Annotated in this window: 24 protein-coding genes, 1 tRNA gene and 1 pseudogene; 16 read left to right on the forward strand and 10 right to left on the reverse strand. The window is 72.8% G+C overall.

Translation table 11 applies throughout. The features are described 5' to 3' along the window. The first annotated feature begins 14 nt into the window (after positions 1-14). From TNCT6_RS25280 to TNCT6_RS25290, 3 genes are all read left to right on the forward strand, one after another. Positions 15-1,580, forward strand: coding sequence for an APC family permease (locus TNCT6_RS25280; protein ID WP_141362459.1), 1,566 nt, complete (start codon positions 15-17; stop codon positions 1,578-1,580). A gap of 140 nt (positions 1,581-1,720) precedes the next feature. Next, positions 1,721-2,410, forward strand: a complete 690-nt coding sequence (locus tag TNCT6_RS25285) for a molybdopterin-dependent oxidoreductase (protein WP_172633241.1) — start codon at positions 1,721-1,723, stop codon at positions 2,408-2,410. Further along, positions 2,394-3,020 carry a cytochrome b/b6 domain-containing protein gene (locus TNCT6_RS25290; protein ID WP_141362462.1) on the forward strand — a complete coding sequence of 209 codons (627 nt, stop codon included), beginning with the start codon at positions 2,394-2,396 and terminating at the stop codon, positions 3,018-3,020. Before TNCT6_RS25285 ends, TNCT6_RS25290 begins: the two co-directional genes overlap by 17 nt. A 267-nt stretch (positions 3,021-3,287) precedes the next feature. Here the strand turns inward: TNCT6_RS25290 and TNCT6_RS25295 are convergent, their stop codons facing one another. Together TNCT6_RS25295 and TNCT6_RS25300 are read right to left on the reverse strand one after the other, a co-directional pair. After that, on the reverse strand, positions 3,288-4,685 hold the full coding sequence (locus TNCT6_RS25295) for a GntP family permease (RefSeq protein WP_141362464.1): 1,398 nt from the start codon (positions 4,683-4,685) through the stop codon (positions 3,288-3,290). An 80-nt stretch (positions 4,686-4,765) separates the two neighbouring features. Next, complete coding sequence (locus tag TNCT6_RS25300; protein ID WP_141366788.1) at positions 4,766-5,305, reverse strand: gluconokinase; 540 nt, start codon at positions 5,303-5,305, stop codon at positions 4,766-4,768. A 142-nt stretch (positions 5,306-5,447) separates the two neighbouring features. Here TNCT6_RS25300 and TNCT6_RS25305 point away from each other — a divergent pair, with 142 nt between their 5' ends. Further along, the gene (locus tag TNCT6_RS25305) at positions 5,448-6,152 is read left to right on the forward strand and encodes a FadR/GntR family transcriptional regulator (RefSeq protein WP_141362466.1); all 705 of its coding nucleotides are present in this window, start codon (positions 5,448-5,450) and stop codon (positions 6,150-6,152) included. A 12-nt stretch (positions 6,153-6,164) separates the two neighbouring features. Here TNCT6_RS25305 and TNCT6_RS25310 read toward each other — a convergent pair whose 3' ends face one another. Next, on the reverse strand, positions 6,165-6,542 hold the full coding sequence (locus TNCT6_RS25310) for a YchJ family protein (RefSeq protein ID WP_141362468.1): 378 nt from the start codon (positions 6,540-6,542) through the stop codon (positions 6,165-6,167). A 177-nt stretch (positions 6,543-6,719) separates the two neighbouring features. On the opposite strand from TNCT6_RS25310, the gene TNCT6_RS25315 reads away from it, so the two are divergent. Beyond that, a complete protein-coding gene (locus TNCT6_RS25315) occupies positions 6,720-7,031 on the forward strand; it encodes a dsRBD fold-containing protein (protein ID WP_141362470.1) in 312 nt (103 codons plus the stop codon). Positions 7,032-7,043: 12 nt separating this feature from the next. Beyond that, positions 7,044-8,336, forward strand: coding sequence for a phosphoribosyltransferase family protein (locus TNCT6_RS25320; protein WP_141362472.1), 1,293 nt, complete (start codon positions 7,044-7,046; stop codon positions 8,334-8,336). Positions 8,337-8,411: 75 nt separating this feature from the next. Here the strand turns inward: TNCT6_RS25320 and TNCT6_RS25325 are convergent. Then, positions 8,412-8,499 (reverse strand) — tRNA-Leu (locus tag TNCT6_RS25325). A 228-nt stretch (positions 8,500-8,727) separates the two neighbouring features. Between TNCT6_RS25325 and TNCT6_RS25335 the strand changes: the two genes are divergently transcribed. From TNCT6_RS25335 to TNCT6_RS25345, 3 genes are all read left to right on the forward strand, one after another. Beyond that, positions 8,728-10,053 carry a M20/M25/M40 family metallo-hydrolase gene (locus TNCT6_RS25335; RefSeq protein ID WP_141362474.1) on the forward strand — a complete coding sequence of 442 codons (1,326 nt, stop codon included), beginning with the start codon at positions 8,728-8,730 and terminating at the stop codon, positions 10,051-10,053. Positions 10,054-10,221: 168 nt separating this feature from the next. Next, positions 10,222-10,455, forward strand: coding sequence for a chaplin ChpH (chpH, locus tag TNCT6_RS25340; RefSeq protein ID WP_141362476.1), 234 nt, complete (start codon positions 10,222-10,224; stop codon positions 10,453-10,455). Between the two features lie 191 nt (positions 10,456-10,646). Next, entirely contained in the window at positions 10,647-11,480 is an 834-nt protein-coding gene (locus TNCT6_RS25345; RefSeq protein WP_141362478.1) for a chaplin, read from the forward strand. A gap of 73 nt (positions 11,481-11,553) precedes the next feature. On the opposite strand, the gene TNCT6_RS25350 is transcribed toward TNCT6_RS25345, so the two are convergent. Next, complete coding sequence (locus TNCT6_RS25350; RefSeq protein ID WP_030244084.1) at positions 11,554-11,742, reverse strand: DUF5703 family protein; 189 nt, start codon at positions 11,740-11,742, stop codon at positions 11,554-11,556. A 47-nt stretch (positions 11,743-11,789) separates the two neighbouring features. Between TNCT6_RS25350 and TNCT6_RS25355 the strand changes: the two genes are divergently transcribed. Continuing rightward, positions 11,790-12,515 carry a hypothetical protein gene (locus TNCT6_RS25355; protein ID WP_141362480.1) on the forward strand — a complete coding sequence of 242 codons (726 nt, stop codon included), beginning with the start codon at positions 11,790-11,792 and terminating at the stop codon, positions 12,513-12,515. Positions 12,516-12,628: 113 nt separating this feature from the next. On the opposite strand, the gene TNCT6_RS25360 is transcribed toward TNCT6_RS25355, so the two are convergent. Continuing rightward, positions 12,629-15,079, reverse strand: coding sequence for an ATP-dependent RecD-like DNA helicase (locus tag TNCT6_RS25360; RefSeq protein ID WP_141362482.1), 2,451 nt, complete (start codon positions 15,077-15,079; stop codon positions 12,629-12,631). Further along, positions 15,076-16,059 carry an aldo/keto reductase gene (locus TNCT6_RS25365; protein ID WP_141362484.1) on the reverse strand — a complete coding sequence of 328 codons (984 nt, stop codon included), beginning with the start codon at positions 16,057-16,059 and terminating at the stop codon, positions 15,076-15,078. The genes TNCT6_RS25360 and TNCT6_RS25365 overlap by 4 nt, the downstream gene beginning before the upstream one ends. A 176-nt stretch (positions 16,060-16,235) precedes the next feature. Here TNCT6_RS25365 and TNCT6_RS25370 point away from each other — a divergent pair, with 176 nt between their 5' ends. Both TNCT6_RS25370 and TNCT6_RS25375 read left to right on the forward strand, forming a co-directional pair. Further along, the gene (locus tag TNCT6_RS25370; protein ID WP_141362486.1) at positions 16,236-17,291 is read left to right on the forward strand and encodes an LLM class F420-dependent oxidoreductase; all 1,056 of its coding nucleotides are present in this window, start codon (positions 16,236-16,238) and stop codon (positions 17,289-17,291) included. 272 nt (positions 17,292-17,563) lie between these two features. Further along, positions 17,564-18,075: pseudogene (locus TNCT6_RS25375) on the forward strand (hypothetical protein). A 15-nt stretch (positions 18,076-18,090) separates the two neighbouring features. Here TNCT6_RS25375 and corA read toward each other — a convergent pair. Beyond that, the gene (gene corA / locus TNCT6_RS25380) at positions 18,091-19,089 is read right to left on the reverse strand and encodes a magnesium/cobalt transporter CorA (protein WP_141362488.1); all 999 of its coding nucleotides are present in this window, start codon (positions 19,087-19,089) and stop codon (positions 18,091-18,093) included. A gap of 61 nt (positions 19,090-19,150) precedes the next feature. On the opposite strand from corA, the gene TNCT6_RS25385 reads away from it, so the two are divergent. The 4 genes from TNCT6_RS25385 to mshC all read left to right on the forward strand — a co-directional run bounded on the left by TNCT6_RS25385 (position 19,151) and on the right by mshC (position 22,605). Continuing rightward, a complete protein-coding gene (locus tag TNCT6_RS25385) occupies positions 19,151-19,837 on the forward strand; it encodes a histidine phosphatase family protein (protein ID WP_141362490.1) in 687 nt (228 codons plus the stop codon). A gap of 79 nt (positions 19,838-19,916) precedes the next feature. Then, positions 19,917-20,507, forward strand: a complete 591-nt coding sequence (locus TNCT6_RS25390) for a DUF3090 domain-containing protein (protein ID WP_141362492.1) — start codon at positions 19,917-19,919, stop codon at positions 20,505-20,507. Beyond that, on the forward strand, positions 20,471-21,301 hold the full coding sequence (locus TNCT6_RS25395; RefSeq protein ID WP_172633016.1) for an SCO1664 family protein: 831 nt from the start codon (positions 20,471-20,473) through the stop codon (positions 21,299-21,301). The genes TNCT6_RS25390 and TNCT6_RS25395 overlap by 37 nt, the downstream gene beginning before the upstream one ends. Before the next feature lie 74 nt (positions 21,302-21,375). Continuing rightward, positions 21,376-22,605, forward strand: a complete 1,230-nt coding sequence (gene mshC / locus TNCT6_RS25400; protein ID WP_141362494.1) for a cysteine--1-D-myo-inosityl 2-amino-2-deoxy-alpha-D-glucopyranoside ligase — start codon at positions 21,376-21,378, stop codon at positions 22,603-22,605. A gap of 61 nt (positions 22,606-22,666) precedes the next feature. Here mshC and TNCT6_RS25405 read toward each other — a convergent pair whose 3' ends face one another. Both TNCT6_RS25405 and TNCT6_RS25410 read right to left on the reverse strand, forming a co-directional pair. Further along, positions 22,667-23,656, reverse strand: a complete 990-nt coding sequence (locus TNCT6_RS25405) for a PAC2 family protein (protein ID WP_141362496.1) — start codon at positions 23,654-23,656, stop codon at positions 22,667-22,669. A gap of 181 nt (positions 23,657-23,837) precedes the next feature. Beyond that, positions 23,838-24,509, reverse strand: a complete 672-nt coding sequence (locus TNCT6_RS25410) for a FadR/GntR family transcriptional regulator (protein ID WP_141362498.1) — start codon at positions 24,507-24,509, stop codon at positions 23,838-23,840. Positions 24,510-24,560: the final 51 nt, after the last annotated feature.

Raw genomic sequence — 24,560 nt, forward strand, 5'->3', positions numbered from 1 at the left:
AGGACGAACCCCCGATGACGACGGGCAGTTCGAGCACGAGCAGAACCACCGCCGACGGTGGCGCCATCAGCACCTTCAAGGGGCAGGAGCGCGCCCTGCGCGCCGACCGGCTCGGCACGGGGGGCCTGCTGCTCTCCGTGCTCGCGGCGACCGCCCCGCTCATGGTGGTCGCGGGTGTCATGCCCACCACATTCGCGGTGATGGGGATCGTCGGACAACCGCTGCTCTTCGTGGTTCTCGGCACCGTGCTGATCCTCTTCAGCTTCGGATACGCCGAGATGAGCCGCCACGTCCACAACGCGGGCGCCTTCTACGCCTACATCTCCCGGGGCCTCGGCGGCACGGCGGGCGCCGGCGCGGCGCTCGTCGCCCTCGTCGCCTACAACGCGCTCCAGGCCGGCATCTACGGGATCTTCGGCTTCGAGGTCTCCAACCTGTTCGCCACCTACGCCGACGTCACCGTCGCCTGGTGGATCCCCGCGCTCGCGGCCGCGGCCGTCGTCGGCGTGCTCGGCTGGCTGAAGATCGACGTCAACGCGCGCGTGCTCGGCGTGCTGCTGGTCATCGAGGTCGTACTCGTCGTGATCTTCGACGTGGCGGCGATCGCCGACCCCGCCAAGGAGGGCCTGTCCCTGCACGCCTTCAACCCGGACACCCTCGCCGGCGCCGGCATCGGTACCGCGCTGTGCTTCTGCATCGCGGCCTTCCTCGGCTTCGAGCAGGCCCCGGTGTACGCGGAGGAGACCAGCCGCCCGCACGTCCTGGTCCCGCGCGTGATGTTCCTCGCCGTCGCCGGCGTCGCCGTCTTCTTCGCGGTCAGCAGCTGGGCCCTCACCGTCGCCACCGGCCCCTCGGCGATCATCGGCACGGCGCAGAAGGAGAGCGCCGGGCTGCTGTTCACCCTGACCGAGTCGCGGCTCGGTGGCACCTTCACCGACGTCCTGCACGTCCTGTTCGTCACCGGCATGTTCGCGGCCATGCTGAGCTTCCACAACGTCGTCGCCCGGTATGCCTTCGCCATGGGCCGCGAGGGCCTGCTGCCGGCCGCCTTCGGGCGCACGTCCAGCTCCAGCGGCGCGCCCGCGACCGGATCCCTCTCGCAGACCGTCGTCTCGCTGGTCATCGTGATCGCCTTCGCCGTCACCGACGACAAGCCGACCGGCGACCCGACCGCGCCCGTGCTGCACCTGTTCACCTGGTTCGGCAACCTCGGCGCGCTCGGCGTGATCGTGCTGATGGCCGCCGCCAGCGTCTCGGTGATCGTCTTCTTCGTACGGCGCGGCGCGGCGGCCGCGCAGGCCTGGCGGCTGGTCACCTCCGCCGTGGCCGGCCTGGCCCTGCTGGTGATCGCCACCTACACCGTCAAGGACTTCGACGTCCTGGTCGACGCCGGCCCCGGCTCGGCCCTGAGCCGGGTGCTGCCCGGCATCATCGGCCTCGCCCTCGTCGTCGGCCTGGTCCAGGGCGCCGTACTGCGCTCCCGCCGGCCGGAGGCACACGCCCGCATCGGGCTGGGCAACGAGGCCTTCCAGCTGGAGAAGGCCGCGGAGGCGGCGGAGACCGCGGAGGCGGCGCCCTGAGCCCCGGGTACGGGAAACAGTGACGGAAGTCTGACGAACACCCGCGACCCCTGGTCCGCCGGGGGCGCGGGTGCTCGAATGAAGACGTGAACTCCGAACTCCCCGATGAGGAGGGACGGCCCGAGGAGGAAGGCCGTCCCATGGGCCGCCGCATCTTCCTCGCCACCGTCGGCCTGGGCGCCCTCGGCGTGGCCACCGCGCCCACACTGCAACGCGGCATGGAGGGCCTCCTCGGCGCGGTGTCCGGCAAGGACCCCACCGGTCTGACCGGCCTGCTGCCGAACGGCGGCGGCTTCCGCTACTACTCGGTCGCCGCCTCGGTCCCGCACAAGGACGCCGCGGACTACCGCCTCACCGTCGACGGCCTCGTCGACCACCCCGCCACCTACACGCTGGCCGACCTCAGGGCCCTGCCCCGGACCCGCATGGTCCGCGACGTCCAGTGCGTCACCGGCTGGCGGGTGCCCGGCACACCCTTCGAGGGCGTACGCCTGTCCCGGCTGCTCGACGCGGCCGGAGTGCGGGCGGGCGCCAGAGCCGTCCGGTTCACCTGCTTCGACGGCACCTACACCGAGAGCCTCACCCTCGACCAGGCCCGCCGCCCCGACGTGCTGGTCGCGCTGCGCATGCAGGACAAGGACCTGACCCACGCGCACGGCGGGCCGGTCCGCCTCTACGTGGCCCCCATGTACTTCTACAAGTCGGCCAAGTGGCTCTCCGGCATCACCGTCACCGACCGCGTCGAGCCCGGCTACTGGGAGCACCTCGGCTACGACGTCGACGCCTGGGTCGGCCGTTCGAACGGACGCTCCGATGTCCCTACGAGCTGACACCCCGGCCCCGCCCGGCACCCGCGTCCGCCGCTTCACCCGGGCCGAGCGGTGGGTGCACCGGACCACGGCCGCGCTCATGGGCGTGTGCGTGGTGACGGCGGCCTGCCTCTACATCCCCCAGCTCGCCGAACTGGTCGGCCGACGCGAACTGGTCGTCCGCGTCCACGAGTGCGCGGGCCTCGCCCTGCCCGTACCGGTCCTGCTGGGCCTGGCCTCCCGCGCCTTCCGCGCCGACCTGCGCCTCCTCAACCGCTTCGGCCGGCACGACCGGGTCTGGCTGCGCGCCGCCCTGCGCCGCGACCGCCGGCCCGCCTCCCGCCCGGCCGGAAAGTTCAACGCCGGCCAGAAGATCTACGCCGCCTGGATCGCCGGCGCCGGCCTGGTCATGCTCGGCACCGGCCTGCTGATGTGGTTCACCCATCTCACCCCGGTGGCCTGGCGCACCAGCGCGACCTTCGTCCACGACTGGCTCGCCCTGACCATCGGCGTCGTCCTGGCCGGCCACATCGGCATGGCCCTCGGCGACCCGGAGGCCCGCCGCGGCCTGCGCACCGGCCTGGTGACCCGCGAGTGGGCGACCGGGGAACACCCGCTGTGGCGCCCGTAGACCCACCGGCGGAAAGGCACGTACGGCCGCCGCGGCGTACCGCTAGTGCTGTGGCCGGGAAGGTTTGCCGGGAAGCTCGCGGCGTCCGGTGCTGGGGGCACCTCCCACGCCGTTCAGGCAGTGGGGGAGCATCGCAAGGCGGAGCATTGCCCGCGTACTGGATGTACTCGGGTGATGCGACAACGCGGCGTGGGGGTACCCCCGGCCGAAGGCTGGGGGAGTGCCGTGCCGGGCGTCGCGAGCCGGTGAACCTTTCCGGTCACAGCACTAGATCACCAGGGACAGCAGCAGGACCAGGGCGCCCGCGACCACCGAGATGATCGTCTCCATGACCGACCAGCTCTTGATCGTCTGGCCGACGCTCAGCCCGAAGTACTCCTTCACCAGCCAGAACCCGGCGTCGTTGACATGGCTGAAGAACAGCGAGCCGGCGCCGATGGCCAGCACCAGCAGGGCGGCGTGGGTGGTCGACATGTCGGCCGCGAGCGGGGCGACCAGACCGGCCGCCGAGATGGTCGCCACGGTCGCCGAACCGGTCGCGAGCCGGATCGTCACCGCGATGAGCCAGGCCAGCAGCAGCGCCGGGATCGACCAGTCCTTGGAGATGTCCAGCACCATCTGGCCCACCCCGGCGTCGATCAGCGTCTGCTTGAAGCCGCCGCCCGCGCCCACGATCAGCAGGATGCCGGCGATGGGCATGAGGCCCTTCTCGACGGTCGAGGAGATCCGCTCCTTGCTGAACCCGGCCGGCCTCCCCAGCGTGAAGACGCCGACGAGCACGGCGGCGAGCAGCGCGATCATCGGGGAGCCGATGACGTCGAAGACACGCTGGGTCATGTTCGCCGGGTCGTCCACGACGATGTCGACCAGGGCCTTGGCCAGCATCAGCACCACCGGGAGCAGCACCGTGGCCAGCGTGGCGCCGAAGCTCGGACGCCGCTGAAGCTCCTCCGACGGGCGCTGGGGCAGCATCCGGTCCGGAACGGGGACGTCCACCCAGCGGGCCGCGACCTTGGCGAACAGCGGACCGGCGATGATCACCGTCGGTATGGCGACGAGGATGCCGAGCGCCAGCGTCACGCCCAGGTTGGCCTTGACCGCGTCGATGGCGACCAGCGGTCCGGGGTGCGGCGGGATCAGGCCGTGCATCACGGACAGACCGGCCAGCGCCGGCACACCGATGCGCATCAGGGAGTAGTTGCCGCGCTTGGCCACCATCAGCACGACCGGGATCAGCAGCACGATGCCGACCTCGAAGAACAGCGGCAGACCGATCACGGAGGCGATCAGCACCATCGCCCACGGCATCGCCCGCCCCTTGGCCTTCGCCAGGATCGTGTCGACGACCTGGTCGGCGCCGCCGGAGTCGGCGAGCAGCTTGCCGAGGATCGCGCCGAGGGCGATCAGCACGCCCACGCCGGCGACGGTGGAGCCCAGGCCGGCGGTGAAGCTCGTGATCGCCTTGTCGAGCGGTGCCCCGGCGACCGCGCCGAGCACCAGCGATCCGATGGTCAGGGACAGGAAGGCGTGCAGCTTGAACCTGGTGATGAGCAGGACGATGACGGCGATGCCCGCGAGGACGGCGATGCCGAGCTGGGCGTGGCCGGCCGAGGTGATCGGCGGGGGCGCGTCCGCTGCCAGCATCTCGACGCTGAGTCTGGTCACGGTGTTCCCTTGCAGGTGAAGAGGGACGGTGGGGAGAGGTGTGCCGCAGTCGGCGAGCGTGGGGGGAGAGGCGCCGGGGCTCAGGGCCGCGGCACCTCGGAGGACTGCGTGGAGCTGTCGAGGCCGTCCAGCGCGGCCACCGCGCGTGCGGTGATCTCCTCGGGCGACCCGGAGACGTCGACCGCGACGCCCCGCTCGTCCCGCTGGAGCGGCTCCAGCGTGGCGAACTGGGAGTCCAGCAGCGCCGTCGGCATGAAGTGACCCCGGCGGTGCCCCATCCGGTCCTCGATGAGCTTCCGGTCGCCCGTCAGGTGCACGAAGACGACGCCGGGAGCCGCGGCCCGCAGCCGGTCGCGGTACGACCGCTTCAGCGCCGAACTGCTCACCACCCCGCCCAGCCCCGCCCGCCCGTGGGCCCAGGCGCCGATGGCGTCGAGCCACGGCCACCGGTCCTCGTCGCCGAGCGGGATCCCGGCCGTCATCTTGGCGATGTTGGCCCGCGGGTGGAAGTCGTCGCCCTCGGCGTACGGGACGCCGAGCCGGGCGGCGAGCAGGGGACCGATCGTGGTCTTGCCCGTGCCGGCGACGCCCATCACCACGACGACGTGGGGGGTGCGCATCACTGCCTCGCTGTCTTCCTCGACATGGGACGCCGACATCCGGCGTCCGCCACACTGAAACCCATAGGTACGACTAATTCAAGAGTCTGTGACATATAAGTCTGACTTTTTGGGAGTGTGATCCGCCCCGTACGCTGAGTGCATGAGCACACCGGGCCGAGGGCTGCACGGCCGCGTACTGGACACCCTCGGCCCCGCCATCACCGCGGGCGAGTATCCGCCGGGCAGCGTGCTGCGCACCGACGAACTGGCGCAGCGCTTCGACGTGTCACGCTCCGTGATGCGCGAGGCGGTCCGCGTCCTTGAGTCCATGCACCTGGTGGCTTCGCGCCGCCGCGTCGGCGTGACCGTGCTCCCCCTGACCGAGTGGAACGTCTACGACCCGCAGGTCATCCGCTGGCGCCTGGCCGGCGCCGACCGGACCCGGCAGCTGCGGTCGCTGACCGTGCTGCGCTCCGCCGTCGAACCGGTCGCCGCGGGTCTGGCCGCCCGGCTCGCCACCCCCGAGCAGTGCGCCGAACTCACCGAGTGCGCCCTAGGCATGGTGGCCAACTCACGCGGCCACCACCGGCTTCAGGCGTACCTGGTCCACGACGTCGCCTTCCACCGCGTGATCCTCAGCGCCTCCGGGAACGAGATGTTCGCTCGCCTCGGCGACGTCGTCGCCGAGGTCCTGACGGGCCGCACCCACCACGAGGTCATGTTCGAGGAGCCCGACCCCGCCGCTGTCACCCTCCACGTCCGGCTCGCCGAGGCGGTCCGGGCCCGCGACGCGGACCGCGCCGAGCGGCTGACCCGCGAGATCACCGTCGGGGCCCTCCAGGAACTGGACGTCCTGGCTCCGTAGCGCGGCGCTGCCTCACTGCTCGGGGACGTCCCCGTCCACGTACACCCACGCCCCGTCGACCCGCTCGAACCGGCTGCGTTCGAGCAGTGAGCCACCCCGGTAGGACGCCCGGAACGTCACCGTCCCCGTGCCGTGGAACGCCGAACCGTCCGTCGTGCCGAGGATCTCCAGACCCGTCCAGCGCATCCCGGGATCCAGGTCGAGCCGCGTCGGCCGCGTCCGCGGGTGCCAGGTCCGCAGCAGATACCCCGCGTCCAGCCGCACGAAGGCGCAGTACCGGGACCGCATCAACGCCTCGGCGGTCGGCGCGGCGGCACCACCACCGTGGTAGCGGCCGCAGCACCTCTCATACGGCTCGGGCAGCCCGCACGGGCAGGAACGCATGGTCATGCCCCCCATTCTGCCCGCGGCGGCGCACCCGCCCGCCCCCGGTACGCCCGCTTCCCCCGTCGCGCCCGTGCGGCACGCGCGCGACGGGGGCACAGTGGAAGACGGAGGCCACGCCGGGTCACTCGTCGCCTCGACCGTGTGACCTCGCCTCCCACCGGAGTTGAGGAGACACGGACGATGACTCGACCCGTCGGCATCCGGCCTCCCTCCGTCAAGGAGTGGCGGCTCAATCTGTATCTGTCCGAACACGACCCGGACACCACCGCCCGGATCGTCCTGGACACCGGCGACAACGTCCTGGAGACCCGGGCGGAGGCCCGCCGCAATCCGTACGACATGGCGGTGCCCGAGATCGGGGACGAACTCGCGGCCGGCCGTGCGCTGATCGCGCTCGGCCGCGAGTTGCTGCGCGCCGCCGCGGGCGACATCGACGCGGTGGGAGCGCCGGAGGCGACGCCTCCCGTCCCCCTGTGGACATCCAGGGAGTGAAGGAGCCGAACGGTGCTCTTCACGGACCGTCTCGACGCGGGACGGCGGCTGGCCGCCCGCCTGGAACACTTCACCGGCCAGGACGTCGTGGTGCTCGGCCTGCCCCGCGGCGGCGTCCCCGTGGCCGAGGTCGTCGCGGAGGCCCTCGGCGCCCCGCTGGACGTGTGCCTCGTACGGAAACTGGGCGTCCCCTTCCACCCGGAGCTGGGCATGGGGGCGATCGGCGAGGACGGCGTACGCGTACTCGGCGAGGACGTGCTGCGCGACGCACGCGTCACACCCGGGGAGCTCGCGCGCGTGGAGGAGCGCGAACGCGGCGAGCTCCGGCGGCGTGCCGAGCGCTACCGGGGCGAACGGCCACCGGTCGCCGTCGCGGGCCGGACCGCGGTGGTCGTCGACGACGGCGTGGCCACCGGCTCGACGGCGCGGGCGGCCTGCCGGACGGTACGCGCCCGCGGGGCCGCGCGGATCGTGCTGGCGGTCCCCGTCGCACCGCCGGACTGGACGCACCGGCTCGGCGGCGAGGCCGACGAACTCGTGTGCCTGGCCACCCCGCCGGACTTCTTCGCGGTCGGCCAGTTCTACGCCGACTTCGCCCAGCTCGACGACGAGGACGTCGTCGCCTGCCTGCGCCGGGCGGCGGGCCGCTCGCACCGGTTCCCCGTCGACCGCGAGGTGGAGGTGGCGGCCGGTGCCGTGCGGCTCGGCGGTCATCTGACGGTGCCCCCCGAGGCCGTCGGCATCGTGGTCTTCGCGCACGGCAGCGGCAGCGGACGGCACAGCCCGCGCAACCGCTTCGTCGCCGAGGGCCTGAACCGGGCCGGCCTCGGCACCCTCCTGTTCGACCTGCTCACCGAGGAGGAGGCGCGGGATCGGGCCAACGTGTTCGACACCACGCTGCTGGCCGCCCGGCTCACCGCCGCCACCGGCTGGCTGCGCGGCCGGCCCGGCGCCGAGCGGATGGCGGTCGGCTACTTCGGCGCCAGCACCGGCGCGGCCGCCGCCCTCTGGGCAGCTGCGGAACCCGGCGCGCACATAGCCGCCGTGGTCTCCCGGGGCGGCCGTCCCGACCTGGCCGGGACGCGCCTGCCGGACGTGACCGCCCCCACCCTGCTGATCGTCGGCGGCGCCGACACCGTCGTCCTCGACCTCAACCGCCAGGCGCAGTCCCGGCTGCGCTGCGAGAGTCACCTCGGCGTCGTCCCCGGCGCCACCCATCTCTTCGAGGAGCCCGGAGCCCTGGAGACGGTGACCGACCTGGCCCGGGACTGGTTCACGGACCACATGGCGGCGGCGCACGTGTAGCCCCGGGGCGGTGTGCGGTGTGCGGTGGGAACGCGAAAACGGTGCCGACCGATGCTGGTCGACACCGTTTTCCGGTGGTGTCCGAGGGGGGACTTGAACCCCCACGCCCGATAAAGGGCACTAGCACCTCAAGCTAGCGCGTCTGCCATTCCGCCACCCGGACGGGGTGTCTGTCGTGCGGGCCTTCCCGCGGCGACGAAGGAAACATTACCAGGCTTTCGGGCAGGCCCGATCACCCGCCCGCCCCAGGGAGCCGCCGCGCGGGCGGGCCGGGGCGCGGGCGGCGGCGGGCGGGGCCCGGGGCTCTCTTGGGGTTGGCGCGGGGGAGGGGGAGGATGAGTGGACCACCGGCACACGGGGTGGCCACCAGCACACAGCGGGAGGAAGCAGCGTGAGGGAGACGGGCACGGCCAGGGGCGTCACTGGCGAGGACGAGGTCGTGGACCTCTGCCGCGAGCTGATCCAGATCGACACCAGCAACTACGGCGACCACTCGGGACCGGGTGAGCGCAGGGCGGCCGAGTACGTCGCCGAGAAGCTCGCCGAGGTGGGCCTGGAACCGAAGATCTTCGAGTCGCACCCGGGCCGGGCCTCGACGGTGGCCCGCATCGAGGGCGAGGACCCCTCCCGGCCGGCGCTGCTGATCCACGGCCACACCGACGTCGTACCGGCCAACGCCGACGACTGGACCCACCACCCCTTCTCCGGGGAGGTCGCGGACGGGTGCGTGTGGGGTCGCGGCGCGGTCGACATGAAGGACATGGACGCGATGACGCTGGCGGTCGTGCGCGACCGGCTGCGCAGCGGACGCAGGCCCCCGCGGGACATCGTGCTCGCCTTCCTCGCCGACGAGGAGGCGGGCGGCACGTACGGAGCCCGGTACCTGGTGGACAACCACCCGGACCTGTTCGAGGGGGTTACCGAGGCGATCAGCGAGGTCGGCGGGTTCTCCTTCACCGTCAGCGAACAGCGACGGCTGTACCTGATCCAGACGGCCGAGAAGGGCATGCACTGGATGAAGCTGACCGTGGCCGGCACCGCGGGGCACGGCTCGATGATCCACCGGGACAACGCGATCACCGAGCTGTCGGAGGCCGTCGCCCGGCTCGGGCGGCACAGGTTCCCGGTGCGGGTGACCAAGACCACCCGCGCCTTCCTGGACGAACTGGGCGACGCGCTCGGCACCAAGCTCGACCCGGAGGACATGGACGGCACCATCGCGAAGCTCGGCGGCATCGCCAAGCTCATCGGCGCCACCCTGAGCAACACCGCCAACCCCACGCAGCTGGGCGCCGGTTACAAGGTCAACGTCATCCCGGGCGAGGCCACCGCGCACGTCGACGGGCGGTTCCTGCCCGGCTTCGAGGAGGAGTTCCTCGCCGACCTCGACCGGATCCTGGGACCGAAGGTCAAGCGCGAGGACGTGCACTCCGACAAGGCCGTCGAGACCACCTTCGACGGGGCCCTGGTGGACGCGATGCAGTCCGCGCTGGTGGCCGAGGACCCGGCCGCGAAGGCCATCCCGTACATGCTCTCCGGAGGCACCGACGCCAAGTCCTTCGACGACCTGGGCATCCGGGGCTTCGGCTTCGCGCCGCTGAAGCTGCCGCCGGAGCTGGACTTCGCGGGCATGTTCCACGGCGTGGACGAGCGGGTGCCGGTGGACGGCCTGAAGTTCGGCGTGCGCGTGCTCGACCGGTTCATCGACGCGTCCTGAGTTCCGCCCGGATGCGTCATCAACGGCTTGACCCCGGTAATCGGCCGCGCGTGCGGGAAAGGCCGGGAAGAGTGAATGCGACCATAAGCTCGTATCCCGATTAGTTCCTCCTCGTTACAGGTGATGCGATCAGCAACATGAGATCGCCTTTGTCAACGAGGAGGAATAATGATCAAGAAGGTCGTCGCTGCCGCGGTCGCCACCGGTGGACTGGTTCTCGCGGGCGCCGGGATGGCCGCCGCCGACTCGGGCGCCCAGGGTGCTGCCGTGCAGTCCCCCGGCGTCGTTTCCGGCAACGTCATCCAGGTGCCCGTTCACGTGCCGGTGAACGTGTGCGGCAACACGATCTCGGTGATCGGGCTGCTGAACCCCGCCTTCGGCAACACCTGCGTCAACCACTGACGTTGTGCCCCGCCCCGTGAGGGTCTGACTCCATCGACTCCGTGGGGGGTCTGAACCCGTCGGCCCCGGAGCGCCCGCCATGCGCTCCGGGGCCGACCGGTTTATCGGCGCGGTCGCGACGACGGAATTCCGACGGATGCGACCGCGCGTTCCGGAAGGTTCGAGAAGGTCGAAGGCAGGGATTCAGCAAAATGCGACAGGTCACCCGAAAGGGCCTGATGACGGTGGCCGCGGCCACCGGCGTGATCGCCGCGGCGAGCGGCTACGCCCACGCCGACGCGGGCGCGTCCGGCGCCGCGTCCCGGTCACCGGGCGTGCTGTCCGGCAACACGGTGCAGGTGCCGGTGCACGTGCCGGTGAACGTCTGCGGCAACACGATCAACGTCGTCGGACTGCTCAACCCGGCGGCGGGCAACACCTGCGCCCAGCACGGCGGCGGCAGCGCGTCCGGGAACAACGGCGGTGCCCACGCCCAGGGGCGCACCAGCGGCTCGCCGGGTGTCGGCTCCGGCAACACGGTGCAGGTGCCGGTCGACGTGCCCGTCAACGTCTGCGGCAACAGCGTCGACGTGATCGGTGTGGCCAACCCGGCCATGGGCAACCACTGTGCCAACGGCGGCGGGAGCCACACCACGCCTCCGGGCGGCGACCGGGAGAACCCGCCCGGCACACCGAGGCACCCGGGTCACCCCGGCCACCCGGGTCACCCCGGCCACCCGGGACATCCGGGGACGCCCGGTCACCCGGGTACTCCGGGTCAGCCCGGCACGCCCGGCACACCTGGCACTCCTGCCACCCCCGCTACCCCGGCCACGCCGCCCTCCGAGGGCGGCGGCAGCGGCACTCCCGGTGGTTCGACGCGGGTGAACCAGCCGGAGGCGCAGTCCGTCGCCGCGACCAGCAGCCGGGCGCAGCTCGCCCACACCGGCAGCGAACTGCCGATGGGCGCCGTCCTGCCGGTGGGCGCGGGCGCGCTGCTCGCGGGTGCGGTGCTTTACCGCAAGGCACGGACCTCCGCCAGGTAGCCCGAAAACGGCGATGCCCATGACAGAGCGGGCCCCGCTTCGGCGGGGCCCGCTGTGGCTCGGCCGCCTCAGCTCACCACGTGGCGCGCACCTGGCGGATGATCCGCCGGCGCAACCGCACCCTGCGGCTGCCGTCGCGCAGCAGGCTCAGACGGTACAACTCCCAGTGTCCGTACTCGGCGTGGTCCGTCAGCAGACGTGCCGTCTCCTTGCGGGACACCCCGCGCGGGACGTACACGTCGACAAATTCGTATTCCGGCATCGCATCTATTGTGCGGGCTGGGGCCCGGTACGGATAGCGTCTGCACTATGTCTGATGCTGCGCAGCCCACCGCTGCCGAGGTACGCGCCGCCGCCGAGGCGGTCAAGACCGCGCTCGACCGCCACCTGGCCGCGGTCGAACGCAGGTCGGGTGACGAAGACCCGGCCGTCTACGAGGCGTTCAACCAGCTGGCCGCGGCGGCGGAGACGTACGACGAACTGCTCTACGACCGCTACGACGAGGTCACGCCCTTCGAGATCCCCGGTGACGACTCGCTGCCGCCGTACACGGGTCCCGAGGAGCCGAACGCGATCAGCGTGATCATCCGCCGCGACTACGCCGTGGTCGAGCCGCAGCGGCTGCTGACGCAGGCCCAGCGGGTGGAGGCCGCGGACTCCGAGGCCGTCCTGGGCACCGCCGAGGGCGCCTCCGGCACGGCGCACGGGGCGATCGGCATCCTGTTCGGCGAGTTCGAACCGGACGAGATCGCCTCCCGGCACAAGGAGTTCGGCCTGGAGGAGGGTGACTCGACTTTGTGGGTCACCGCCGCGGACGAGCCCGCCGACCCGGGCGAATGGCTGGACGCCCCCTTCGAGCACGTCGACCCGGAGCGGGTCGTCTGCCGTTTCGACGTCAGCGCGGTCTTCGACGACGAGGACGAGGAGCTGGACGACGACCTCGACGAGGACGAGGACGAGGACCTCGACGAGGACGACTTCAGCGCGCCGCTCGACGAAGAGGACCTGGAACCGCTGGACGCGAACGACCGCTGAGGCCCGTGGGCGGACCGGCGGTCGCCGGTCCGCCCCGGTCGCACGCCGGGTGGGTCCCCGACGGCTGAGGCGTGTGTTCCAGGAGCGCTGGGAGTTCCAGGAGTTCCGGGATCTCAGCCGGCCGTTCCCTCCTGTGTCCCGGGATCCTGCGCCGGGGGCTGGAGCAGGGCGGGCAGGCGGGTCGTACGGGGCCTGGCCGGGATCTCGGCGACGGCACGGGGCAGTGCCTGCTCCACGCCGTGCACCACGGACAGATGCCGGGCGGCCCGGCTGAACGCCGTGTAGACCCACGGGCGGCTGAGCCCCTTGGCCGCGTCACCGGGCAGCACGACGACCACCGCGGGCCACCGGCCGCCCACGGCCTGGTGCGCGGTCAGCGCCCAGCCGTGCCGCAGTTGCGACTCCACCCGCTCCTTCGGGACCACCACGTGGGCGTCCGAGCAGGACAGGTGCAGTCCCTCGGCGTCGGCCTTCACCACCTGTCCGGGCAGCGTACGGCCCGGAGCGGGGGAGTAGGCGATCCGGTCGCCGGGGTCGAAACCGCCGAAGCGGCCGGGGCCCGGGTTGAGCCGCTCCTTCAGCGCGGCGTTCAGCGCGCGCGTGCCGGCCGCGCCGCCGTGACCCGGGGTGATCACCACGGTCTGCTCGGCCGGGACGCCGATCGCCCGCGGCACCGAGTCCGCGACGAGTTGCACGGTCCGGTGCACGGCCTCGCCCGCGTCCCGCACCGGGACGATCACCACCTCCTTGCCGGGCGCCGCCACCTGGTTCAGCTCGCCGGCGCCGACGCCGGAAACCAGCTCGCCCAGCGGGCCCGGATCCGGCAGGCGCGAGGCGATCTGCGGGCACACCCGCGCCGCCAGCAGATCCGCGAACACCCGACCCGGGCCGACCGACCACAGCACCGCCGGATCCCCGGCCAGCACCAGCCGCGCCCCGTCCGGCAGCGACTCGACCAGCAGGGCCGCCGTCTCCACGTCCAGTTGGGGCGCGTCGAGCACGACGAGGAGGTCCAGCGCGAGCGAACCGTCCTCGTCCCGGCCGGGGCCCTCGGCGCCGGACAGCAGTCCGGCCATGGTGGCGACGGCGGACTCGGGCGCCTCCGAGGGCTCCTGCGCCTGCGGGAGCCGCCCGAGAAGCTGCCCGAAGCCGTCCCGGCCGAGCGGGCTGTGGGCGGCGGCCCAGGCGCGCAGCCCGAGACGACCCGCCTCGACGAGCAGCCGCGCGGGCTCGATGTGGGACGCCTCCCCGCCGGTGTGCAGCACCAGTCCGTGCCCGGCCACGGCGCGGAGCAACTCGGCGGCGGAGCCCTGCGCGGAGGTGGCGGCCCGCTCCCAGTCCGTGGCCGAACCGCCTTCCTTCGGCGCGGAGTTGATCAGGCGGGCGAGTCCGTCGGCCAGACTCTCCTCGGCGAGCGCGTACCGCTCCAGGCCGACGAGGACGCGCACCGGACGCCCGCCGTCCTCGTCCGCCTCCTCGGTGGCCGGGGCGTCCTCCAGGGCGTCCTGGAACACCAGGGCCTCGCCCTCCGCCAGCGTGCCGTTCAGGGCCGCCTCGGGGTCGGGCACCGCCCGCTGGGCCAGGGCGGCGGTCAGGGCCGGGGCTTCCAGGGCCGTGTGCCCGGCGAGGGCGGCCTGCTCCAGCAGCCACACGGTGAAGGCCCGCCCGCGGCGCTCGTCGTCCGGGCCGCACTCGGCGCCGAGCAGGGCGCGCGCGAACCCGTCGGCCTGCTCCGGCCGTACGCCGGTGACGTGGAGCAACTGCCAGGGGTCGGCGTGCAGCCGCTCCTCCGCGCCCTCGCCGAGGGCGGCGGCGACCTGGGGGGCGAGCGTCTCCGGTGCGCCGCCCTGGGCCAGCACCCGGCGCACCGCCTGGACGGTCTCCGGCGCCGGCCCGGCGGGCGCGGTGGCGGCCTCGGGTGCCACGGTCCTCGGCCGCGGTGCCGGTTCGGGGGCGGGGCGGCGCGGTGCGGGCTCGGGCTCGGCGAAGACGGTGGCCGAGGGCTTCTCACCGCTCTCCACGGCCCGCACGGCGGCCAGCAGGTCGGCCGCCGTGCCGCTGAGCTTGCCGCCGCTCTCGATCTGCCCCTTCCGCTCGGCCTTCCGCTGCTCGATCCGCTCCCGCTCGACCCGCTGAGCCGCCAACTCGGCCTCGGCCTCGGACCTCTTGCCCCCGTCCGAGCCGTCCGAGGGCTCCGCCTCCGCGCCGGACCGCCCGTCCTCCGCCGAGTCACTGCCGCCCGCGCTCGCGCCGTCCTCCGGGGCGACGCCCTTGCCCGAGGCCGCACCGGCCTCGGAGGCGCCGTCCTCCGAGTTCGCCCCGCCGTCCGAGGCGCCGCCTTCCCCGGCCCCCTCGGCTTCCGAGGCGCCGCTCCCGGCGCTCGTTCCGGCCCCGGAGGCGCCCCCCTCCGCAGCCGCCCCGCCTTCCTGCGCGCTGTTTCCCGACATCCCGCCCCCCGGCGTACCGCCCTCCCCGACCGGGCCGTCGTGGCGGAGGCCGTCGTCCGCCCCGGGGTCCGGGGTGCCAGGCCCCGTCTGTTCCGTGGTCTCCGGCTCCGTGCTCACAGCGTGCTCCAGTCGTGATCGGGATAGCGGTGCACGGGCTCCGACACGTCGTCGAGCGCCCGGCAGATCTCGTCAGGAAGACTAAGCGCCTCCACTGACAACACCGCCGTGAGCTGCTGCGCGTTGCGGGTACCGACGATCGGCGCCGTCACGCCCGGCCGGTCGCGGACCCAGGCGAGGGCCACCTGGAGCGGGGTCACCGCCAGCCCGTCCGCCGCCGTGGACACCGCGTCCACGATGCGGCCCGCCGTGTCGTCCAGGTACGGCTCGACGAACGGCGCCAGGTGTTCCGAGGCGCCCCGCGAGTCCGGCGGCGTCGCGTTGCGGTACTTGCCGGTCAGCACGCCGCGGCCCAGCGGTGAGGACGGCAGCAGGCCGACGCCCAGGTCCAGCGCGGCGGGCAGCACCTCGCGCTCCACGCCGCGTTGCAGCAGCGAGTACTCCATCTGCGTGCTCGCCAGCCGCGTCCGGGTGCCGGGCGCCGCGAGCTGCCAGGTCGCGGCCTTGGCCAGCTGCCAGCCGCAGAAGTTGGAGACGCCCGCGTAGCGCACCCGGCCGCTGCCGACGGCGAGGTCGACCGCGTGGAGGGTCTCCTCCAGCGGTGTGTGCGGGTCGAAGGCGTGGACGTGCCACACGTCGACGTAGTCCGTGCCGAGGCGGGCGAGGGAGGCGTCCAGCGCGGCCAGCAGATGGCCGCGGGAGCCGTCGAAACGCCGGTCCGGGTCCGGCACGCTGCCCGCCTTGGTCGAGAGGACCAGGTCACGGCGGGGCACGAGGCCGTCCATGAGCAGCCCGAGCAGGTACTCGGCCTGTCCGTCGCCGTACACGTCCGCCGTGTCCACGAGGGTGCCGCCCGCCTCCCAGAACACCTTCAGCATGTCCGCGGCGTCGTGCTCGTCGGTGTCCCGGCCCCAGGTGAGGGTGCCGAGGCCGATGCGGGACACGCGCAGGCCCGTACGGCCGAGATGCCTCTGCTCCATGGTCGCGAGATTACTGGCCACGGCTGGTACGTGGGTGACCTGTGGACAACCCGGTCCCCGCCCGCCGGGGCGGCGCCGCGAACCGGCCGTCCCGCAGGTCGTGCACTGCCATGTGCCGTGGCGCCGCGCTAGTGTTCCCCGCACAACGGACGTTACTGATCGGTAAGGGGAACGGCATGCAGCTCGGGATCAACCTCGGCTACTGGGGTGCCGGCATGGACGCGGACAACCTGGCCGTCGCGCAGGAGGCGGACCGCCTCGGATACGCCGTGTGCTGGGCGGCCGAGGCCTACGGCTCGGACGCGGCCACCGTGCTCACCTGGGTCGCAGCGCAGACCGAGCGCATCGACGTGGGCTCGGCCATCTTCCAGATCCCCGCCCGGCAGCCCGCGATGACGGCGATGACGGCCGCCACGCTGGACTCGCTGTCCGGCGGCCGCTTCCGGCTCGGCCTCGGCGTCTCCGGCCCGCAGGTGTCCGAGGGCTGGTACGGCGTGAAGTTCGACAGGCCGCTGGCCCGCACCCGCGAGTACGTCGAGATCGTCCGCAGGGCGATGACGCGGGAATGGCTGACGTACGACGGCGAGCACTGGACGCTGCCGCTGCCGGGCGGTCCCGGCAAGCCGATCAAGCTGACCGTGCACCCGCAGCGTGAGCACATCCCGCTCTACATCGCCGCCATCGGCCCGAAGAACCTGGAGCAGACCGGCGAGATCGCCGACGGCGCGCTGCTCATCTTCCCCTCCGCCGACCACCTCGAGGAGACGGCGGTCAAGCACCTGCGCGCCGGCCGCGAGAAGGCCGGCAAGGGCCTGGACGGCTTCGACGTCTGCCCGACCCTGCCGCTGGCCGTCGGCGACGACAAGGACGTGTCCCGCCTCGCCGACACCTTCCGCCCCTACACCGCGCTGTACGTCGGCGGCATGGGCAGCCGCAAGCAGAACTTCTACAACCAGCTCGCCCGTCGCATGGGCTACGAGAAGGAGGCCGCCGAGATCCAGGAGAAGTACCTGTCCGGCGACAAGCAGGGCGCCGCGGCCGCCGTACCGCAGCAGCTCATCGACCAGACCACACTGCTCGGCTCCGTCGACCGGATCGCGGACCGCATGAAGGCCTACGCCGCGGCGGGGGTGACCACGCTGACCCTCGCCCCCGCGGGCTTCACGCTGGAGGAGCGGCTGGCCTCGCTGCGGGTCGGCACCGAGGCCCTGGAGCGTGCCGGGCTGGCGTGACCGCCCGCCGCGACATGCAGGCGGCGGGGCGGTACGGCGGTGGCTTTTCGCGGCCGTGGTGGGGGCTCGGGGGTCTTCCCCGCCACGGCCGTCATGGAGAACAACGCCTCCGCCGCCGCGCGGTTACGCCCGTGTCCGGCCCCGTTCCGGTCGCCCCGCCGCCCGCCGCACGCTCCTCCGTTCGGCGTAGTGCGCCCTCACCCCTGTTGCGGCACCCCCGCGGTCGCATTCGACTCGAGCCGCGCGGCAGTCGGGCAGGGAGGCGGCCCGCGGTGCTTTGGCCCGGAAGCCTGTTCCAGGAGATCCTCGACCACGACGAGTCCTTCCGGCTGATCTGCTCCATCGAGGCCGGCGGGGAGGCGCGGGGCGGCTGGGAGAACGGCCGGATCGCGGCGCTCGTACCGCCCGGCGAGCGCGGCCTCGCCCCGAAGATCGCCCGCCACGGGGCGGACGAGGACAAGCCCGGCCGGATCCGCGCCCTGCCGTGCAAGCGCGGTGAGTGCGCCTCGCCGCCGCCGGGTACGACCGGACCATCCAGCGGACGCTGCACGCGTACACGCTCGCCGGGATCCGCGTCCACCGCGACGTCAGCCTGGCCGTCATGTCCCGTATGGGCCGCATCCTCGGCTGGTCCCCGGCCAGGTCGGCGCTCCTCGCGGCCGGCATCCACGCCGTGTACGCCTACGAGCGGCTGGTGGGCCGGCGCCGGATGACGACCCTGCGCATGCCCGAGCGCCGCGACGCCCTCGGCGGACCCGCCGCCCAGGCGCCCGCGTTCGCCTGACGGATGACGCGGGACCTACAGCCAGCCCTGCCGTTTGAACAGCCGGTACAGCAGCATCTCCAGAGCGGCCATCAGCAGGATCACCGCCGGGTAGGACCAGAGCCAGTGCAGCTCCGGCATGTGCGTGAAGTTCATGCCGTAGATACCGGCGATCATCGTGGGCACCGCGGCCATGGCCGCCCACGCGGAGATCTTCCGCATGTCGTCGTTCTGCTGGACGCCGGTCTGCGCGAGGTGCGCCGACAGGATGTCCGAGACCAGCCGGTCCAGGCTCTCCACCGAGTCGTTGACCCGGGTCAGATGGTCGCTGACGTCCCGGAAGAACGGCCGCGCCTTGTCGTCCACGAAGGGCACGGCCGGGGTGAACAGGCTCGTGCCGGTGCCGCCCAGGCGGGACATCGGCAGCGCCAGCGGGCCCGTCGCCCGCCGGAACTCCGTGATCCGGCGTTTGAAGGCGTAGATGCGTGAGGCGGAGTGCCGCGAGCCGCCGTCCGGCGAGAAGACCTCCGCCTCCAGCTCCTCCAGGTCCGTCTGGAGCGCGGCGGCCACGTCCAGGTAGTGGTCGACGGTGGTGTCGGCGATGGCGTACAGCACGGCGGTCGGGCCGTGGCCGAGCGTCTCCGGCTCCTGTTCGAGACGGCGCCGTACGGCGGCAAGCCCGTCGCCCTCGCCGTGGCGGACCGTCACCACGAACGAGTCGCCCAGGAAGATCATGATCTCGCCGGTGGAGACGGCGTCGCTGCGCGGCTCGTACACCACGGGCTTGAGCACCACGAACAGGGAGTCGTCGTAGACCTCCAGCTTGGGCCGCTGATGCGCCTTCAGGGCGTCCTCGACCGCCAGGGGATGCAGCGCGAACTCCTCGGTGACCAGGCCGAACTCGTCCTCGCCCGGCTCGTGCAGCCCCACCCACACGAAACCCCCGGCGGCCCGCGCCGCGGCCAGGGCGTCGGAGAGGTCGGCGAAGCCCGGTGTGCGGTGGCCGTCACGGTAGACGGCGCAGTCGACGATCACAGAGCGTGTTCTCCCTTCGTCCGGTCGCCACCCGAAGCGTTCGTACGCCTACCCTGGCCGCATGCCCACGCTGATCCTCGTCAGGCACGGACGTTCCACCGCCAACACCGCCGGACTGCTCGCCGGCTGGACCCCCGGGGTCGCCCTGGACGAACGCGGCACCGCGCAGGCCGCGGCGCTGCCGGGGCGGCTCGGCGGACTGCCGATCGCCGAAGTCGTCACCAGTCCGCTGCAGCGCTGCCGGGAAACCGTACGACCGCTGCTGGACGCCCGGCCGGAACTGACCGCGCACACGGACGAGCGGATCGGCGAGTGCCACTACGGCGACTGGTCCGGCCGCAAGCTCGCCGAGCTCAAGGACGAGCCGCTGATGGAGGTGGTGCAGGCGCACCCCTCGGCGGCCGCGTTCCCCGGGGGCGAGTCCATGCGCGCGATGCAGACCCGCGCCGCCGAGGCGGTGCGCGAGTGGAACGCGCGCGTGGAGCGCGACCACGGCGCCGACGCCGTCTACCTGATGTGCTCCCACGGTGACATCATCAAGTCCCTCGTGGCGGACGCGCTCGGCCTTCATCTGGACCTCTTCCAGAGGATCTCCGTCGAACCCTGCTCCGTCACCGCGATCCGCTACACCAGGTTGCGGCCCTTCCTGGTACGGCTCGGCGACACCGGGGACTTCGCGTCCCTGGCACCGCGTGAGGAGCCGGAGGGCGACGACGCACCGGTCGGGGGCGGCGCGGGCGCACCGTGATCGTCGGCCGCAGTAGGGTGAAGCGGTCGCCCTCGACTTCCCGATTCAGACGTTCTCACGATTCCCATGGAGACAGGACGTGTCCCGTCAGGTGTTCCTCTACGACCCCCCGGACCGCTTCGTGGCCGGCACGGTCGGACTGCCCGGGCGCCGTACGTTCTTCCTCCAGGCCACAGCAGGCCCCCGAGTGACCAGCGTGGCCCTGGAGAAGACCCAGGTCGCCGCGCTCGCCGAGCGCATGGACGAACTGCTGGACGAGGTGCTGCGCCGCAGCGGCGGCAGCGCCGCCGTGCCCGCCATGGCGCCCAGCGAGATCGCCGACACCGGCCCGCTGGACACTCCCATCGAGGAGGAGTTCCGGGTGGGCACCATGGCGCTCGCCTGGGACGGTGAGGAACAGCGCATGATCGTCGAGGCGCAGGCCCTCGTCGAGCTCGACGCGGAGTCCGAGGAGGACCTCGCCGAGGCCGAGGAGCGGCTGCTGCAGGACGAGGAGAACGGTCCCCCGATGCTGCGGGTCCGGCTCACCGGCGCGCAGGCGAGGGCCTTCGCCAAGCGCGCCCTCGACGTCGTCAACGCCGGGCGGCCGCCGTGCCCGCTGTGCAGCCTCCCGCTCGACCCGGAAGGACACGTATGTCCGCGCCAGAACGGATACCGCCGCGGAGCGTGACGCCCGGCGCCGAGCCCGCCGAACTGCTCGCCCAGGGTGAGCTGACCGTGCGCGGCCGCATCCGCGAGGCCTCCAACGCGGCACTGTTCTGCACGGTCGCGTACGACGGCCGGGAGGCGTCCTGCGTGTACAAGCCGGTCGCCGGGGAGCGGCCGCTGTGGGACTTCCCCGACGGCACCCTCGCCGCCCGCGAGGTGGCGGCGTACGAGGTCTCCGAGGCGACCGGCTGGTCCCTGGTGCCGCCCACCGTGCTGCGCGACGGCCCGTACGGCGAGGGCATGGTCCAGCTGTGGATCGAGGCGACCCCGGAAGCCGAACTGCTCGCGCTGCTGGACGCCGAGGAACCCGGACCGGGCTGGAAGGCGATCGGCTTCGCCGAGGTCGGCGAGGGGCGCACGGCACTGCTGGTGCACGCCGACGACGAGCGGCTGCGCCGGATGGCCGTGCTGGACGCGGTGATCAACAACGCCGACCGCAAGGGCGGCCACCTGCTGCCGACCCCGGAGGGACACCTCTACGGCATCGACCACGGCGTCACCTTCAACGTCGAGAACAAGCTGCGCACCCTCCTGTGGGGCTGGGCGGGCGAACCGCTCCCGCCGGAGGTCCTGGCCGTCCTCAAGGCCCTGGAGGACACGCTCCGCGACGGCGCCCCCCTCGCGAGCCGGCTGGCCGCCCTGATCACCGCGGCCGAACTCGACGCCACCCGCGCACGCGTGACCGCGCTGCTCACCTCCGGCGCACACCCCGAGCCGAGCGGCGAGTGGCCGGCGATCCCATGGCCGCCGGTCTGAGAGAACAGGGGTCAACCAGCCATCCGGGGTGGTCCGGTTCGTAGATGGGACCGCGGTCCGGTTACGCTCATGACATGCATGCCTGGCCCGCTTCCGAAGTCCCCGCCCTGCCTGGTGAGGGCCGCGACCTCAGGATCCACGACACCGCGACCGGTGGCCTGGTCACACTCGACCCCGGTCCCGTCGCCCGTATCTATGTCTGCGGCATCACGCCGTACGACGCCACCCACATGGGGCACGCGGCGACCTACAACGCGTTCGACCTCGTGCAGCGCGTGTGGCTCGACACCAAGCGGCAGGTTCACTACGTCCAGAATGTGACCGACGTCGACGATCCCCTGCTGGAGCGGGCGCAGCGCGACGACGTCGACTGGGTGGAGCTGGCCGAGCAGGAGACGGCCCTGTTCCGTGAGGACATGACGGCCCTGCGGATGCTGCCGCCCCGGCACTACATCGGCGCCGTGGAGGCCATACCCGGCATCGTCCCGCTGGTCGAACGACTGCGCGACCTGGGGGCGGCGTACGAGCTCGACGGGGACGTGTACTTCTCCGTCGAGTCCGACCCCCACTTCGGCGAGGTCTCCCGCCTCGACGCGGCGGCCATGCGGCTGCTTTCGGCCGAGCGCGGCGGCGACCCGGACCGCCCGGGCAAGAAGAACCCGCTCGACCCGATGCTGTGGATGGCCGCCCGGGACGGCGAGCCGAGCTGGGACGGGGGCTCCCTCGGCCGCGGCCGGCCCGGCTGGCACATCGAGTGCGTGGCCATCGCCCTGGACCACCTCGGCATGGGCTTCGAGGTGCAGGGCGGCGGATCCGACCTCGCCTTCCCGCACCACGAGATGGGCGCCTCGCACGCCCAGGTGCTCACCGGCGAGTTCCCCATGGCCAAGGCGTACGTCCACGCCGGCATGGTCGCGCTCGACGGCGAGAAGATGTCCAAGTCCAAGGGCAACCTGGTCTTCGTCTCGCGGCTCAGGCGCGACGGCGTCGACCCCGCCGCCATCCGCCTCGCGCTCCTCGCCCACCACTACCGCTCCGACTGGGAGTGGACCGACCGGGTGCTCCAGGAAGCCGGCGAGCGTCTGGACCGCTGGCGCGCGGCCGTCTCCCGTCCCGACGGCCCGTCCGCGGACGGGCTGGTCGAGGAGATCCGCGACGCCCTCGCCGACGACCTGAACGCCCCGGCGGCCCTCGCCGCGGTCGACCGCTGGGTGGCCCTCCAGCAGGAGCACGGCGGCGAGGACACCGGCGCCCCCGGCCTCGCCTCGCGCGCCGTGGACGCCCTGCTGGGCGTGGCTCTCTGACCCGACCGGCCGGACACGGCATCAGGGGCGGTGCGCGTCACGCGCACCGCCCCTGATCCGTTCACTCCTCCGACGCGTCGTTCCCGGCGTCCCCGTCGTCCGGCTCCGCCTTCGGCGGTCGTGGCGGTCGCGACCGTCCGCCGGGGCCGTCCCGCAGATACGAGCCGCCGTCGCCGCCGTCCGCCGTGGCGTGGCCGCCCGACGACGGGCCGCCGTCCCGGCGCCGCAGATACCGCTCGAACTCACGGGCGATCGCCTCGCCCGACGCCTCCGGCAGCTCGGCGGTGTCCCGGGCCTCCTCCAGCGTCTGGACGTACTCCGCGACCTCGCTGTCCTCGGCGGCCAGCTGGTCCACGCCCACCTGCCAGGCACGCGCGTCCTCCGGCAGCTCGCCCAGCGGAATGCGCAGGTCCAGCAGGTCCTCCAGACGGTTGAGGAGGGCCAGCGTCGCCTTCGGGTTCGGCGGCTGCGACACGTAGTGCGGAACCGCCGCCCACAGCGAGACGGCCGGGACACCCGCGTGCGTGCAGGCCTCCTGGAGGATCCCGACGATGCCCGTCGGCCCCTCGTACTTGGTCTCCTCCAGGTCCATGCGGCGGGCCAGATCCGTGTCCGACGTGGTCCCGCTGATGGGGACCGGACGCGTGTGCGGGGTGTCACCGAGCAGCGCGCCCAGGATGACCACCAGCTCCACGCCCAGCTCGTGCGCGAAGCCGAGCAGTTCGTTGCAGAACGAGCGCCAGCGCATGGACGGTTCGATGCCGCGGACCAGCACCAGGTCGCGCGGTTTGTCGCCGCCGACCCGGACCACCGACAACCTGGTCGTCGGCCAGGTGATCCTGCGCACGCCGCCGTCCATGAACACGGTGGGGCGGTTGACCTGGAAGTCGTAGTAGTCCTCGGCGTCCAGCGCCGCGAACACCTCGCCCTTCCACTCCTTCTCCAGATGCGCGACCGCGGTGGAGGCGGCGTCGCCGGCATCGTTCCAGCCCTCGAACGCGGCCACCATGACCGGGTCGATCAGCTCGGGAACCCCCTCGAGCTCGATCACCCAGCGCCTCCTTCCGACGTGCCCTCGCCTGACCCACCAACCTTACGGCGTTCGGCGGGGGCGTCCGCAGCCCCCTTGCACGGGGGAGTGAACGGATCACTGCCCCGTCCGAGTCCTTCGAACACCCATGATCGCCGCCCCCCGCGGCCCCGCCCGTCCTCCGGTCCACACCTCCGATGGATCACCGGGCCGAGCGCAGCCACTGCTCCACGCTCGCGATGTGCACCGTCGCCCACGAACGCGCCGCCTCCGCGTCGCGGTCGCGCAGCGCGCCGAGGATCGCGCGGTGCTCGCGCAGCGTGCGGCCGACCGCGTCCCGCCGGTCCAGTCCGCGCCAGACGCGGGCCCGGGTGGCGGGCCCGGACAACCCGTCGAGCAGGGAGCACAGGACCGAGTTGCCGCAGCCCCGCGCGATGCCCCGGTGGAACTCCAGATCGCAGGCGACCAGCTCCTCCACCGAGGGATCGCCGCCGAGTGCGTCCAACCGGGCGTCGAGCACGTCCAGTTGCTCCTCGCTGATGCGGGACGCCGCCATCGCGGTCGCGGCCGGCTCCAGGATGCGGCGCACCGCCAGGAATTCCAGCACCGTGTCGTCGCGGTGGAAGTCGACGACGAACCCCATTGCCTCCAGGAGCAGTTGAGGATCCAGGCTGGTGACGTACGTGCCGTCGCCCTGCCGCACGTCCAGGATCCGGATCAGGGACAGCGCCCGCACGGCCTCCCGCAGGGAGTTGCGCGACAGCCCCAGTTCGGCGGCGAGTTCGCTCTCCTTGGGCAGCCGGTCGCCGGGCCGCAGCGCACCGGAGACGATCATCCCCTTGATCTTCTCGATCGCCTCGTCGGTCACCGCCATGACCGGCCTCCCCAGGGCGCTCAGACATCGGATGTCTCGGTCCATTATGGA

Source organism: Streptomyces sp. 6-11-2 (genome assembly GCF_006540305.1).
Taxonomy (GTDB): Bacteria; Actinomycetota; Actinomycetes; order Streptomycetales; family Streptomycetaceae; genus Streptomyces.